A 14,084-nucleotide genomic window follows, 5' to 3' on the forward strand; every position below is an offset into this window, starting at 1 on the left:
TTTCTACTTGAGAGGAAGGACTGAAAAAAAGGACAATGACATCAGAATAACAAATCCAATTTTCTTTACAGGAGGAATGAACGATGAATGAAAAAACAGTTTTATTAGTTTGCGGAGGAGGTGCTTCCAGCGGGTTCATGGCGCAAAATATTCGCAAGGCAGCCAAAAAGAGAAATATCGAAATGAATGTGATTGCTAGAAGTGAGTCGGAAATCGATGAATACATCAATGAAATTAGTGCCCTGCTAATTGGGCCGCATCTGAAATATATGGAAGAGGATTTAAAATCAAAGGTGGAACCTTACCATATTCCGGCAGCTGTGATCCCTCAAACCATCTACGGTTTATTGGATGGAAATAAAGGCCTGGACCTGATCCTAGCGCTTCTTGGGGAAAAATAATAATGGCAGAAAAGAGGTTATGCGATGAATGCGTTTATTAAATGGATGAATGAAAAATTCACGCCCAAAATGAATAAAATAACGAGAAATGCATGGATTGCTGCTATTCAAGACGCTTTTATGGCGACATTGCCATTCATCCTGGTCGGCTCTCTGATCACGATGATTTCCATTTTGAATGAGTATATACCCAAAATGCCTAATTTCTCGCCGATTACTACGTTTTCATTTGGACTTATTAGTATTTTTATTGCCTTTTTAGTCCCTTATTTCATTATGGAGAAAAAGAAAAAGAATGATAGAAAGTTAATCGCCGGGCTGACTGGGGTATCCCTATTTTTCATTTTGCTCATGCCAAAGCTCACGGACGATGGCAACATCACTTTTTCATTAGAACGTTTTGGCGGAAACGGAATGTTTGTTGCTCTTTTCGTAGGGATTGTTGCAGGCTCGGTTCTGTACCTTTTTACCAAGTTCTCATTCTTTAAAAATTCAAGCTCTCTTCCGGACTTTATCATTGTCTGGTTTGATACCATCATTCCAATCACGCTTTTATTACTGTTTGGATGGTTGTTCACTTTCCAGCTGCAATTCGATTTTTATGCATTAATTTTGAAGGTATTTGAACCAATATCCATACTTGGACAAAGTTTTGCAGGGTTTGTTTTGATCTCATTTCTCGGCATTTTCTTATATTCGTTCGGGATTAGTGCTTGGGCCTTGTACCCAATTGTCTACCCGATTTGGCTGGCCGGGATTGAAGCGAATAGCCATGCTGTCTCCAAAGGTTTAGAGGTGCAAAACATCTTTACAATGGAAACCCAAATGGCCTGGGTTTGGATTGGCGGAATGGGAACCACATTGCCTTTTGTGTTGATGATGTTATTTTTTGCAAAATCCAACCACTTAAAAGCGATTGGAAAAGTAACCATTACACCATCTATATTCAATATCAACGAGCCTGTCATTTTTGGTGCTCCCATTGCCTTTAATCCAATCTTAATGATTCCAATGTGGTTGAATGCGCTGATTATTCCAGCCATCACGTACATTGTTTTAAACCTGGGAATGGTGAAAATACCTGCGGAAGTTTTCCAATTATGGTATTTGCCCGTGGGGATTTCTACCTTCCTCGTGAATTCTGATTTTAGGGGATTAATTTTATTAGTTGTTATATTAGTAGTATCATGGTTGATTTGGTTCCCGTTCTTTAAGGTCTATGACATGCAGCAGGTTAAAAAGGAACAGGAAGAATAGAAACGTCTTGGAGGTAACGAAAATTGGTTGAAGACAAAGTAAACGAGAAGGATATTAATGAAATCTCGATGCAGATTATTCTGCATGCAGGAGATGCACGAGTCATCATTAAAGAAGCATTAGACTGTATTGCGACATGTGATTTCGAAAAGGCGGAGCAGAAATTGACGGAAGCGAAAAAGAAAATCACGGCCGCACATTCTGTTCAAACAGCAACGATACAGGGGGAAGCCCGCGGGGAAAAAATTGAGTTCTCCTTATTATTTGCACATGCTCAGGATACCTTGATGACGATCATGAGTGAGTGGAATACGGCTAAACAATTAGTTCATGTATTTGGCGAGTTCGATAAACGTTTGAAAAAGCTGGAAGGAAAATAAGAAGCGATGTAAATGCCAGTCAGCCAATGTGTCTGGCATTTATATTTTTGAGAGGAGTAGTAATTGATGAACTATCAGCATTCCATTGCATTCCCTGAGGATTTTTTTTGGTCGGCTGCCACAGCCGCTTACCAAGTGGAAGGTGCCCATCTTGAAGAGGGGAAAAATCTATCCATCGTTGATAAAAACATCAATCCTAATTATGCAGATACAAGCGTAACATCGGATCATTACCATCGTTTTAAAGAAGATATTGCGCTTATGAAGGAGCTCGGCATGACGGCCTATCGTTTTTCGATTTCCTGGCCCCGCGTCTTGCCTCATGGCCGGGGAGAGGTGAACCAGCAGGGGCTTCAATTTTATCAAAATCTTGTAGAAGAGTTAAGGGAGAATGGAATCGAACCATTGGCCACAATCTACCATTTTGATTTGCCTGCTTGTCTTCAGGAGGAATACGGCGGCTGGTCAAGTCGCCAGATCATTGATGATTTCGCTTATTTCTGTAAAGTTTTGTTCGAGAATTTAGGCGGCCAGGTTAAATATTGGTTCACGATCAATGAACAAAGCAATATGTTCCTTCTGCCTTACTTGATGGAGTTTGATCAGGAATTGTCTTTGGAAAAACAAAAGTATGAAATGAACCATATCATGACACTCGCCCATGCGAAGGCGATCAAGCTCTGTCGTGAAGTCATCCCTGATGCCAAAATCGGGCCAGCGATCGGGCTTTCGCCTAATTATCCGGAGTCTTGCAGGCCGGAAGATGTACAGGCAGCACGGGAAGCCGATGATTTCCGCACCTATCTTTTTACCGACTTATATGTCCATGGCCGGTACCGAAAAAACATTTGGCGCTATATGGAGGAACATGGCGTCACGCCAACGATTGAAGAAGGCGATATGGAGCTCCTTCAATCAGCAAAGCCTGACTTTTTAGGCATCAATTATTACCAAAGCCGGGTCGTGAAATATGCGCCGGAATCGTTGGAGAACAAGGATATGAGCATCAATGTCGATGGGAAAAAAGGAGAAACGGAGTTTGAAGTTATCCCGGGAATTTACCAAGGAAGCTCTAATCCATATTTGGACAAAACCGATTGGGACTGGGAAATCGACGCAATCGGCCTTCGCACTTTGTTAAATGAGTTGAATGACCGCTATGGGTTACCGATAATCATTACGGAAAATGGCATGGGTGCGGTCGATGTTTTGACAGAGGACGAAAAAGTCCATGATGAGTATCGTATTGATTATCTTCGAAAACATCTGGAACAGTGCCGTTTAGCGATTGCGGATGGTGTCGAATTATTCGGCTATTGCCCGTGGTCTTTTATGGATCTGTTAAGCACGACAAGCGGGTTTCGGAAAAGGTATGGGTTTGTATACGTTAACCGAACCGATGATGACCTCAAGGATTTAAGACGGATCAAAAAGGATAGTTTTTATTGGTATCAAGAAGTAATCCGGTCGAATGGACAGAAGCTTTAGGGTGAAATAAGATTGGGTCTCCTATTGTGCCCTGCCTATGTGCCCGAAATTTGACATTTGGCTGCATTTGGGTCACGTAGAACCTCTCTACGTGACCGTAACAGCTTTTGAAACCCTAGTTGGGTCACTTAGAACGAGTCTACGTGACCATAAAGGCCTTACAATCCTCATTTGAGTCACCTAGTCGAACCACCTTACGTGTCTGTCATCCATATCCCATCCCCATTCGGTCACACAGCAGATAATGAAAAAACGTTAAACCGGTAGAAGGCCAAAAGAAAACACGCACCGTTGCGGATACGCGTTTTCTATTATCTGTAAAATATTGTGCTTGAGGATTTGCCGATAAATTTGAAAAAGCTAACATCACGGGCGCGGTTCTTTCCGTGCGACGCCTGTCTGATGGGCTGCTTGGACCACGGCTGCGCGGACCCGTTCTACGACCTTATCATTGAATACGCTCGGAATAATATATGATTCGCTTAGTTCCTCGTCCGACACAACGGAAGCAATCGCTTTCGCTGCCGCCACCTTCATTTCTTCATTAATTTCACTCGCGCGGCAGTCGAGCGCACCGCGGAAGATTCCTGGAAAACAAAGAACATTATTGATTTGATTCGGGTAATCGGAGCGGCCGGTTGCCATTACCCGTACATAAGGCTCGGCGATATCCGGGTTAATTTCCGGTTCCGGGTTAGCCATGGCGAATACGATCGGATCCTTCGCCATCGTTTTTACGTCCTCAACCTTCAAGATTCCAGGAGCTGAAACGCCGATAAAAACATCAGCCCCGACAATAACCTCTGATAAGGAACCTTTTAGATTATCGGGATTGGTCATTTTCGCATAGGCATTCCAATAAGGATTGTCATACTGAACATCACGGTGGATAGCCCCATGCCTGTCCACGCCGATAACGTTGCGAACGCCAGCTGAAAGGAGAATCTTTGTACACGCCATTCCTGCAGCGCCAATGCCAGTGAAGACGACTTTGATATCTTCAAGTTTTTTATTGGTAATTCTTAATGCATTTAAAAGTCCGGCAAGAAGCACAACGGCGGTTCCATGTTGATCGTCGTGAAAAACAGGGATATCGAGCTCTTGCTTTAATCTTTCTTCGATTTCAAAGCATCTTGGTGCGGAAATATCCTCTAAATTGATTCCGCCAAAGGCCGGGGCAACGGCTTTAATTGTCCGAATGATTTCTTCCGTATCTTCCGTATCGAGGCAGATGGGGAAAGAATCGACATTCGCCAGTTGTTTAAAGAGCATCGCCTTTCCTTCCATTACCGGCATGGCGGCATACGGTCCAATATTCCCAAGGCCCAGGACGGCAGTTCCGTCAGAGATAACCGCAATCGTGTTACGCTTAATTGTTAAGGAATAAGCTTTTTCAGGTTCTTCGGCAATCGCAGTGCAGACATTTGCAACTCCTGGTGTATAGACCCTCGCCAAATCTTCTCTGTTCTTAATTCTCGTTTTGAGTGCGGTCTCGATTTTTCCTCCTAGATGCATCAGGAAGGTTCGGTCGGAAATTTGCAGGACCTTGACGCCCTTCAGCTTGGAGATTAACTCGCCTAAATGCCGGCTATGCTTCAAACCAGGGACATTGACGGTGATGTCCCGGATGGTATGAGTTTTGCTCGAGGAAATGACATCGACCCCGATAATATCGCCGCCTGCATTACTGATGCAGCTGGCAATTTCACCAAATGAAAAAACCTCTACATCTAATTGTAAACGCATAATAATATGTGTACTTGTACCTTTTCCAATTGCCACTCTGACCACTCCTTGATGGTAATTTTATTCGTTTTCCCCTTTGATTTGATAGGGGAATGTAAGCGTAAATCTAGTTCCTTCTCCCACACTTGTGAAGAGTTCTACTTGCCCATGAAGTTTTTCCACACTTCGTTTCACCAGTGATAATCCAATTCCACGGTCCGTTCCTTTTGTCGAAACGCCTTTGAAAAAGATTTTTTCAGCCAGTTCTTCGTCCATTCCAGGACCGTTATCGGCTACTTCGATGAAAACCTCTTGATCGTAATAGTCAAAATGAACCGATACTTCTTTGTTTTCTTGCTCTGTGAAAGCCTCTAAAGCATTATCAATTAAATTGCCGATTATGGTGATTAGTTCATGTGTGATTTCAGGTGAAGCAGGCTCAGGCAAAACCGTTTCTGCTGTAAAGGAAAGTTCCGCCCCCAGCTCTCTTGCGTAGCTCATTTTCCCGAGAATGAACCCCGCTAAGGCCGGGTCCTTTATTTTACTAACAATATAACCGACCTCGCTTTGAAGGTGATCGGAAATCTGGTTAATATAGTCGGCCAGCTTTTCATAGCGCTCGAGATGAACCAACCCGAGAATAACATGAAGCTTGTTCATAAATTCGTGGGACTGGGCCCTTAGTGCTTCCGCATAGAGTGTGACTCCCGTAAGCTCTTTTGCCAGTTTATTGATTTCCGTTTTGTTGCGGAAGGTCGTGATCGCTCCGACCATTTCATTTCCGACTCGGATGGGCACTTGATTCGTTAACAGGGTAATACCGGATAAATCAATTTCTTCATTAAGCCGGGGTTTTCCTGATTCTAAGACATTTTTTAGATGAAGCTGTGGGATGTATTCGTCGACCAAGCGTCCTGCTGGATTTTCCTTAATTCCTGCCTCTTCGAATAAACGCAGTGCTTCATTATTAATAAGCGTAATCCGGGCGTCCTGGTCAACTGCTAGAATGCCTTCCTTTGTCGATTGAAGCATGGCACTTCGCTCTTCCAGTAATTTTCCGATTTCAAACGGTTCGAGTCCAAACATGCTTTTCTTAATTTTTCTAGCTAAAATAACAGCGCCGATGACGCCAATCATAACCCCGAAAATGACGGCTAGTATAATAACCTTTTTGCTGTTTCTTACATCCTGTTGGACCTTATCAAGGGAAATTCCAACCGCTACTGCGCCAATTTGTTTCCCAGAACTTGAGTAAACAGGTGTAAACGCTCTCAAAGAGTAGCCTAAGGTTCCTTTGGCTGTTGAGATATGTTCATGGCCATGGAGGACAGGCCCTTCATCCCCGCCGACAAATCGTTCGCCAATTTTACTAGGATTAGGATGTGATTTCCGAATCCCCTTCATATCAAGCACGACAATAAATTCGACGTTTGTTGCTTTCACCATTTCATTGGTAAAATCCTGGATGTCGCTTTCGCTCCGCTTATGCTCGAGTGCTTCTAGAATAAGGGGAGAATGAGCGGCCATCCTAGCAATATTCATGGCTTTTTCTGACTGATTGTTTTTGGTCGTGTTTCCGATTTCCTGGCTGATGAGTAGATCGGTTACAAATAATGCTAATGCCACTACTCCGCAGACGAGAAGGGTAATGGTCGTTTGCAGACGAAACAGTGGTTTTTTATGTCGCACAAGACCCCCTCTTTCTATAACCGGTACTTGTTCATAGGGCGGCCGACGGAACCATATTGAATTTCCATGAGGATGTCGCCCTTTTTCTCTAGATAGTCTAAATAACGGCGTACCGTAACTCGCGCTAAACCAGTTCCAGCGGCCACTTCATCAGAGGATAGAGGCTCTGTCTGCCCATCTAAAAATTGTAAAACCTGCTTCATGGTCCTGTCATTTAATCCTTTTGGCAAGGACTCTTCATGCTCCGGCTGCTTTGTAGGGACTCTTGTCATCGCATCCAAATCAGCCTGTTCCAATGGCCGGTTTTCCTTGAATTTTTTAAAGGTGTTTCGGTACTGCTCTAGCGCCGATTGGAATCGGTCAAACCGGAACGGCTTAACAATATAATCGACAACCCCGGCACGGAAAATTTCCTGTACATGTTGGGGATCGCGGTTGGCTGTTAAGAGAATGACATCTAAAGGATAGTTTTCGTTTCTAATTAGCTGAAGGAGGGAAAATCCGTTCATGTCCGGCAAAAAGTAATCGAGCAGGACTAGATTTGGATGGACTTCCTTGATTAAAGACAGGGCATCTTTGCCAGAAAAGGCTTTTCCGACTAACGTAAAACCTGGCAGCTTGGATACAAATTCCGCGTTAATCTCCATGACCATCGGATCATCCTCGACAATCAAGACTCGGATTGGTTCCATGATTCTCTCCTTTCCTTGCTTTTTTGCCCATTATAGCTTACTTAATGGCGAATAACCAAAGAAACAGCCACGTATACCGTGGCTGAAAGTTATACATGTGTAAGCATGGTTACGCTGTTTTGCTCAAAGATGACTTTGTTGCAGCTTTATCATCAAACTCATTTTCCATTTTGGAAACAACCACCGTTGCAACCCCGTTACCGATAAGATTTGTCAGGGCACGGGCCGTTGACATAAAGCGGTCAACCCCTAGAAGAAGGGCAATTCCTTCAACCGGAACGCTTGGGAATGCTGCGAGAGTTGCTGCCAAGGTAACAAAACCGGAGCCTGTTACACCTGCAGCCCCTTTAGAAGTAAGCATTAATACGCCAAGCAGTGTGAGTTCCTGCCCAAGGCTTAAATCAACTCCAAAAGCTTGAGCGATGAATAGTGCTGCCATCGATAGGTAGATGGAGGTTCCATCCAAGTTAAACGAATACCCGGTCGGTACAACAAGACCGACAACAGATTTTGAACATCCGTATGTTTCAAGCTTCTCCACCATTTTAGGAAGAGCCGATTCAGAAGAGGATGTACCTAATACTAAAAAGATTTCGTCTTTAATATAGCTGATAAATTTGAAGATATTAAAACGATAAAATTTTGCAATTCCGCCGAGAATGACAACGATAAATACTGCCATCGCCAATACCGTTAACCCGAACAATTTTCCGAGGGATAAAAGCGAACCAATCCCGAACTGGCCAATCGTATAGGAGATTGCTCCAAAAGCTGCAATCGGTGAATAATACATAATGATGTTTACAATTCGGAAGAAGGTTTCGGATAATTTTTCAAATAAATCAATGACAGACTTGCTTCTTTCGCCAAGGCCTGCTAAGGCGATTCCGAATAGGACGGCCAAGAAAAGAACCGGAAGAAGCTGACCGTTGGCTAAAGCACCTATAAAGTTTTCAGGGATGATTCCCATGATAAAGTCCATGAAGCTGTGGCTTCCTTCTGCTGCCTGCTTGGTGAATTGGCTAATGTCTGCATTTGCGCTGTGGGCGTTGACCCCTGCACCTGGCTTAAAAATCGTAGCAAACAGAATACCGATCGCCAAAGAGATAGTGGAAACGATTTCAAAATAAAGTAAAGCTTTTCCGCCAATTCGGCCGACCTTCTTCATATCCCCCATACCGGCAATACCGACGACAATGGTTAAGAAGATAATCGGTGCAATGACCATTTTGATCATTTTGACAAAAATATCGGATAACACTTTTAATTCGGATCCCATTTTCGGAAATAAGGCACCAAAGACAATCCCAAGGACAATGGCAATCACAACTTGCGTGGTAAGGCTCTTAAAATTGATTTTCATTGACAATCCCCCTAATCTATTAAGTTTAAAATAATGTAAACACTTACAAGTTAAACAAGATGAATATGATAGAAACTCGCTATCACTAAATGAAGTATAAATTTTAGTGAATTATCTGACAATATTTTGGTTATATCGTTCTTTTTGGTTATTTTGGTCTCGACGTCATCGCTTCTTTCGTTTGTTGGACTTAACATTATTACTGCTCTACAATTACAATATTGAAATCAAGAATACGAGGGTGGAATTCATGAAACCATATACGCGAATTTTTCAAGGGACTGCTTTTACAAGTCAATCTCCAAAAGAAATTCAAATTTTAAAAGACCATCTTTTTTGTGTTAACGAAAACGGATTAATTGAAAAAATCGTGGCTCCAGAAGATGTGGGATATCAAGCTTTACTTAATGCTTACCAAGACACAGAGAATTTTCATCGTTTGGATGAAGGGCAGTATTTGTTACCTGGCTTTATCGATTTACATGTGCACGCTCCGCAGTGGGCCCAGGCCGGTACGGCATTGGATATCCCGCTTTATGAATGGTTGAATACGTATACCTTTCCGATTGAGTCTAAATTTTCCGATTTAGACTTTGCCAAAAATGTGTACGAGGATGTCGTCAGTGCCTTACTAGCTAACGGGACAACGACCGCGCTTTATTTTGCAACTGTCCATAAAGAAGCGAGTTTATTGCTGGCAGAAATATGCGCCGAAAAAGGTCAGAGGGGATTAGTGGGGAAGGTCGTCATGGATAACCCCGACCAAACCCCTGAATATTATCGTGACGCTGATACTGTTTCGGCATTGGCGGATACGGAAGAGTTTATTTTAGCTGTTCGCGAATTGACGAAGCGAACGAAACAGGGGGTTTATCCAGTCGTTACTCCTCGGTTTATTCCAAGCTGTACAGACGATACATTAAAAGGCTTAGGTGAATTAGCCGCAAAGTATAATACTTACGTCCAATCGCACTGCAGTGAAAGTGACTGGGAGCATGGGTATGTCCATGATCGTTTTCATAAAAATGATGCGTTTGCCTTAAATGATTTTGGTCTATTACGTGAAAAGTCTATTATGGCGCATTGTAATTTTCTAAATGACGACGATGCGGGGCTCTTTGCCGAAACGGGTACGGCTGTCTGTCATTGTCCTATTTCTAATGCCTACTTTGCCAATAGCGTTATTCCGATTGCTCGGTTGCATTCAAAAGGGATAGAAATTGGATTAGGCTCGGATATTTCAGGAGGATTTTCCCCAAGTCTGTTCGATAATGTGCGACAAGCGGTGATGTCATCGAGAATGTTGGAGGATGGTGTTGATACGGCTCTTTCTGCTGAAGAACGCGGAGTTCCGAATTCACGGATTACGCTTAATGAAGCGTTCTATTTGGCCACCGCTGGCGGAGGGGAAAGTGTAAGTCTGCCAATCGGCCGCATTGCGGAAAACTATGTGTGGGATGTCCAACTCATCGATACCTTATTAGAAACTGCCAAGCTGCCTATTTATGATACAAATGAAGATTTAAACGATATTTTTCAAAAAATCATGTATTTGGTCCGGCCGGAAAACATTCGTGAAGTCTGGGTCCAAGGAGAAAAGGTTCATTCACGAAAAGACCGTTGAGGTAATCAGTCAACGGTCTCAGCTTTTTTAAATTTGGTTAGTAATTTTTTTGGAAAAATTTTTAAAAAAATCAAACCGGTTTAAAACATTGTCCGTTTCCTCAAATGTAAACAATTTTGGGGAGGGACTTAAATGAAGAAGTGGATGTTTTTCTTAGCCGTTTTTTCAGTCATCTTAGTATTAGCGGCTTGTAACAGCCAGACCGATCAGACTGCGAAAAAGAAGGAGCCAAAAAGCGAAACAGTAACAGCTGACAAAGGGAGTAAGTCCGAAGAGAATGGTTTACAACTATTAGATAATGCGAATATTGGAAATTACTTAGCGGATTCCAAGGGAATGGCGTTGTATTGGTTTACAAAGGATCAAGTTGGAAAGAGCAATTGCAGCGGGCAATGCTTAGAAAACTGGCCGGCTTTTTCAGCTAAAGATTTCAAAGTGCCTGATGGCTTTAACCTAAGCGATTTTGGTACGATCAAGAGGGAAGATAATGGAGTAGAGCAAGTAACTTACAAAGGATATCCGCTATATTATTGGATAAAAGACAAAGCAAAAGGCGATGTAACTGGTCAGGGAGTCGGGAATGTCTGGTTTATTGTTAATAGCCAAACCACTTTTGAAGAGGCAAACGTCAATCAATTACAATTATTAGAAGATAATAAGATTGGCAAATACTTAGCTGATGCAAATGGAATGACCTTGTATTATTTTACGAAGGATCAACCCGGAAAAAGCAATTGCAGTGGGCAATGTCTGGTAAACTGGCCGGCATTTTCAGCCAAAGATTTCAAAGTGCCTGAAGGCTTTAACCCAAGTGATTTTGGCACGATCAAGCGGGAAGATAATGGAGCCGAGCAAGTGACCTACAAAGGATACCCGCTATATTATTGGATCAAAGACAAAGCAAAAGGCGATGTAACAGGCCAGGGAGTCGGGAATGTTTGGTATATCGTTAATACGGAAACCACTTTTTAATTCAAGTAAATACATTTAAAATCGGAAAAGGCTTTCTCACAGATTGTTTGTGAGGAAGCCTCTTTTCCATTTTTATAATTCATTTTAACGTTGAAATATCGGAATTAATCGTGGTGAACCTTACCATAAATAGAGGCAGTTAATAATAAGAAGAAGGCACTGATTTGAGTGCATTCTTCTTAGGTTTTTTGTTTTCAAGTAAACTATAAGAAGAATGTACGTTGGTGGAGGAAGTGACTATGTTAGTTGTGACATATCATCTTAGATAATTATCGGTATGAAAAATGGAGGAAAGTTCCCCAGCTTTCTTGTCTAGCAAACTGAGGATAGGAGGACATAAAGTTAATTATTATTAAAGATTGTTCTAGATTAGGGTATGCGTCGAATAAGAACCTATCACCGTATCGAATAGCTGTTAATGCAAGTGGTAATTCACTTTTAAATATTTCATTACGTTTTGCAGCTACATTTATGTTATATTCCCCTTGATCTAAATATATATAAACATAGAAGTGGAAGGAACTTCCAACTTGTTTCCATACTCCTAATACTTCATCTCTATTAAGATTGATATTTTCCCAGGCATAACGAATTCCAATTGTTAAACATAGATCTCCAGTAATATCAGAGTGAGTAAGTGTATAACATCTTGGTATAACAGGTTCCGTAGCTGTAACACCACTGCTGTAAGCCACAAATAGTTTCCCAGGATTAAAAGTGCTCAAGCAACCAACTCCAATCGGCCAGTTTTTTAATAGATAAGTTAATTTTCAAAAAGGTATTTCTTTTGTAATCCTCGAACAATAGTTCATTAAAAACAAGATAATAATATTATGAGATTAGCCTAAGTCATTTTGACCGAATACATTCAAAAAATAAGTCACCTACTGTAATAAGTGCCTGTTAGAATCCATGACGATAGGTGACTTGAATTTGTTTGCTTCATTCCTTTAATATTTTCATTAAATTATCAACCTGATGAATTAAGTTAACCCCATCTAGTCCGTGAGGCAGCAGCATCAAACCGGAAATGACGGAGAAATAGAGCATCAAAAGCTCATCAGGGTCGCCTTTACTAAATTCCCCTTTCTCTTGCCCCTCTTTAAAGATGGGGGTCATTTGTTCAATAAGAGAACTGGTTGGATATTGCTGGACAATATCTTTTGCCTTGTCAGGTACTTCATCGGATGTTTGTACCTGCTGTATGAGCATAAAGGAATGTCGATTGCTTTCATCCAGCATATTTATGGTAAATTCTTTGATTTTTTCTAAAGGAGATCCTTGCATGAGCCCGAATGCTGCAAATGCCTTAGCCGTTTCTTCCATCGCATCCTGAACAAGTGCAATAAAAAGCTCATCCTTGGAACGGTAATATCGATAGGATAGACCTTGGCTAATGCCCGCTTCCTGAGCAATCATGCTCATTTTCGTTCCAATCAGTCCCCGGCGGGCAAATACTTTTAGAGCAGCTTTCTTTATTTGTTCTTTCCGTTCATCACGGAGCTGGTCCAGTTGGTGATCATTTAATGGTGTCACCCTTATTCATCCTCTTCCATAAGGTTTTTTTATATTAATAAATTATAAAAATTATTTCAATGATACCCCAACTTGTTCCTCACTAATTTCCCAAAGCCTTTTGGCCAATTCTCTGTCAGCGGCCACTTCCGTCGGTTTCTGTAATTGTCTGTCAGCACAGTATTTTCCGTTTAGCCAGGATACAACCTTCATTTCCGCGAGCCAGATTAATGTATCCGCTCCCTCCTCCGGTTTACGGGAAAAGAGATTCATGACAGCCATTGTCGCTTTGGCCATCCTTCCATTGTTTTGATTAAAATTCGTGGCAACGAGTCCAGGATCAAAACAATGAACGGTAATATTTGTTCCTTCTAGCCGGTATGCCAATTCCGATGTAAATAAAATATTAGCAAGCTTGGTCTGAGCATAGCGAAGTGTTGGACCGCCCATTAACTTTTTAACTCCCGTATAGAGATCTTCACCGTTGATATTATCAAAATCAAAACCGTTTTTCACCATCTTATGCCCATGTGAAGCAGTATTGATTACTCGAGCTTCATTATTTTCCTTCAGGCGATCTAAAAGCAGTAAAGTGAGCAGGAAGGGTGCCAGGTGGTTCAATGCCCATGTCATTTCCACGCCTTCCTCCGTTTTCTGAAAGGTATCGAATAAAGCCCCGGCATTATTGACTAAAATATCAATCTGTGGGCATCTGTCCAGTATCTGGTCGGCTGCTTGGCGGATGGAACTTTGAGAGGAAAGATCAGCGATAAAGATATCTACCTTAATCGGTTTGCTCGTTTGCTTCTTTAATTGTTTAGAAATTTCCTCTGCCCTTAGCTGATTTCTGGCAATGATTCCGATATTTGCTCCACGTGCAGCAATAGCCTTTGCTGCTGCAAGCCCGATTCCATTTGTTGCTCCTGTAATCAATACATATTTGTCCTGAAGATTCCATTCTCGTTCACTCATAACGAT

The 14,084-nt window shown here is 42.0% G+C and carries 12 protein-coding genes and 2 pseudogenes; 7 read left to right on the plus strand and 7 right to left on the minus strand.

Annotated elements, in window-relative coordinates:
- Window positions 1–83 precede the first annotated feature (83 nt).
- The 4 genes from LC455_RS22335 to LC455_RS22350 all read left to right on the plus strand — a co-directional run bounded on the left by LC455_RS22335 (window position 84) and on the right by LC455_RS22350 (window position 3,526).
- On the plus strand, window positions 84–401 hold the full coding sequence (locus LC455_RS22335) for a PTS sugar transporter subunit IIB (protein ID WP_223594095.1): 318 nt from the start codon (window positions 84–86) through the stop codon (window positions 399–401).
- 24 nt (window positions 402–425) lie between these two features.
- Entirely contained in the window at window positions 426–1,658 is a 1,233-nt protein-coding gene (locus LC455_RS22340) for a PTS sugar transporter subunit IIC (RefSeq protein ID WP_223594102.1), read from the plus strand.
- Between the two features lie 23 nt (window positions 1,659–1,681).
- Window positions 1,682–2,038, plus strand: a complete 357-nt coding sequence (locus LC455_RS22345) for a PTS lactose/cellobiose transporter subunit IIA (protein ID WP_223594104.1) — start codon at window positions 1,682–1,684, stop codon at window positions 2,036–2,038.
- Between the two features lie 66 nt (window positions 2,039–2,104).
- Window positions 2,105–3,526 (plus strand): glycoside hydrolase family 1 protein, encoded by a 1,422-nt coding sequence (locus LC455_RS22350; RefSeq protein ID WP_223594105.1) that lies wholly within the window; start codon window positions 2,105–2,107, stop codon window positions 3,524–3,526.
- Window positions 3,527–3,892: 366 nt separating this feature from the next.
- On the opposite strand, the gene LC455_RS22355 is transcribed toward LC455_RS22350, so the two are convergent.
- The 4 genes from LC455_RS22355 to LC455_RS22370 all read right to left on the minus strand — a co-directional run bounded on the left by LC455_RS22355 (window position 3,893) and on the right by LC455_RS22370 (window position 8,995).
- Window positions 3,893–5,272, minus strand: a complete 1,380-nt coding sequence (locus LC455_RS22355; protein WP_263297872.1) for an NAD-dependent malic enzyme — start codon at window positions 5,270–5,272, stop codon at window positions 3,893–3,895.
- 60 nt (window positions 5,273–5,332) lie between these two features.
- Window positions 5,333–6,940, minus strand: coding sequence for a DcuS/MalK family sensor histidine kinase (gene dcuS / locus LC455_RS22360; RefSeq protein ID WP_223594110.1), 1,608 nt, complete (start codon window positions 6,938–6,940; stop codon window positions 5,333–5,335).
- Between the two features lie 14 nt (window positions 6,941–6,954).
- A complete protein-coding gene (locus LC455_RS22365; protein WP_223594111.1) occupies window positions 6,955–7,632 on the minus strand; it encodes a response regulator in 678 nt (225 codons plus the stop codon).
- 109 nt (window positions 7,633–7,741) lie between these two features.
- Window positions 7,742–8,995 carry a dicarboxylate/amino acid:cation symporter gene (locus LC455_RS22370; protein ID WP_223594113.1) on the minus strand — a complete coding sequence of 418 codons (1,254 nt, stop codon included), beginning with the start codon at window positions 8,993–8,995 and terminating at the stop codon, window positions 7,742–7,744.
- 250 nt (window positions 8,996–9,245) lie between these two features.
- On the opposite strand from LC455_RS22370, the gene guaD reads away from it, so the two are divergent.
- The 3 genes and pseudogenes from guaD to LC455_RS32100 all read left to right on the plus strand — a co-directional run.
- Entirely contained in the window at window positions 9,246–10,619 is a 1,374-nt protein-coding gene (guaD, locus tag LC455_RS22375) for a guanine deaminase (protein ID WP_223594115.1), read from the plus strand.
- Window positions 10,620–10,763: 144 nt separating this feature from the next.
- Window positions 10,764–11,204, plus strand: a pseudogene (locus tag LC455_RS32095) (COG4315 family predicted lipoprotein); the annotation flags it as partial.
- A 48-nt stretch (window positions 11,205–11,252) separates the two neighbouring features.
- Window positions 11,253–11,591: pseudogene (locus LC455_RS32100) on the plus strand (COG4315 family predicted lipoprotein); the annotation flags it as partial.
- A 269-nt stretch (window positions 11,592–11,860) separates the two neighbouring features.
- Here the strand turns inward: LC455_RS32100 and LC455_RS22390 are convergent.
- From LC455_RS22390 to LC455_RS22400, 3 genes are all read right to left on the minus strand, one after another.
- Window positions 11,861–12,316, minus strand: coding sequence for a staygreen family protein (locus LC455_RS22390; RefSeq protein ID WP_223594117.1), 456 nt, complete (start codon window positions 12,314–12,316; stop codon window positions 11,861–11,863).
- 217 nt (window positions 12,317–12,533) lie between these two features.
- Window positions 12,534–13,127 (minus strand): TetR/AcrR family transcriptional regulator, encoded by a 594-nt coding sequence (locus LC455_RS22395; protein WP_223594118.1) that lies wholly within the window; start codon window positions 13,125–13,127, stop codon window positions 12,534–12,536.
- A 51-nt stretch (window positions 13,128–13,178) separates the two neighbouring features.
- Window positions 13,179–14,078: an SDR family NAD(P)-dependent oxidoreductase gene (locus tag LC455_RS22400; RefSeq protein ID WP_223594119.1), complete on the minus strand. Its 900-nt coding sequence runs from the start codon at window positions 14,076–14,078 to the stop codon at window positions 13,179–13,181.
- Window positions 14,079–14,084 lie beyond the last annotated feature (6 nt).

This window comes from Neobacillus bataviensis (assembly GCF_019969725.1).

Excerpts from the sequence above, each read along its gene's own strand:
- LC455_RS22340 (WP_223594102.1), top strand. The coding sequence starts at position 426 with ATGAATGCGTTTATTAAATGGATGAATGAAAAATTCACGCCCAAAATG.
- guaD (WP_223594115.1), top strand. The coding sequence starts at position 9,246 with ATGAAACCATATACGCGAATTTTTCAAGGGACTGCTTTTACAAGTCAA.
- LC455_RS22335 (WP_223594095.1), top strand. The coding sequence starts at position 84 with ATGAATGAAAAAACAGTTTTATTAGTTTGCGGAGGAGGTGCTTCCAGC.
- LC455_RS22365 (WP_223594111.1), bottom strand. The coding sequence starts at position 7,632 with ATGGAACCAATCCGAGTCTTGATTGTCGAGGATGATCCGATGGTCATG.
- LC455_RS22400 (WP_223594119.1), bottom strand. The coding sequence starts at position 14,078 with ATGAGTGAACGAGAATGGAATCTTCAGGACAAATATGTATTGATTACA.
- LC455_RS22370 (WP_223594113.1), bottom strand. The coding sequence starts at position 8,995 with ATGAAAATCAATTTTAAGAGCCTTACCACGCAAGTTGTGATTGCCATT.
- LC455_RS22355 (WP_263297872.1), bottom strand. The coding sequence starts at position 5,272 with ATGCGTTTACAATTAGATGTAGAGGTTTTTTCATTTGGTGAAATTGCC.
- LC455_RS22350 (WP_223594105.1), top strand. The coding sequence starts at position 2,105 with ATGAACTATCAGCATTCCATTGCATTCCCTGAGGATTTTTTTTGGTCG.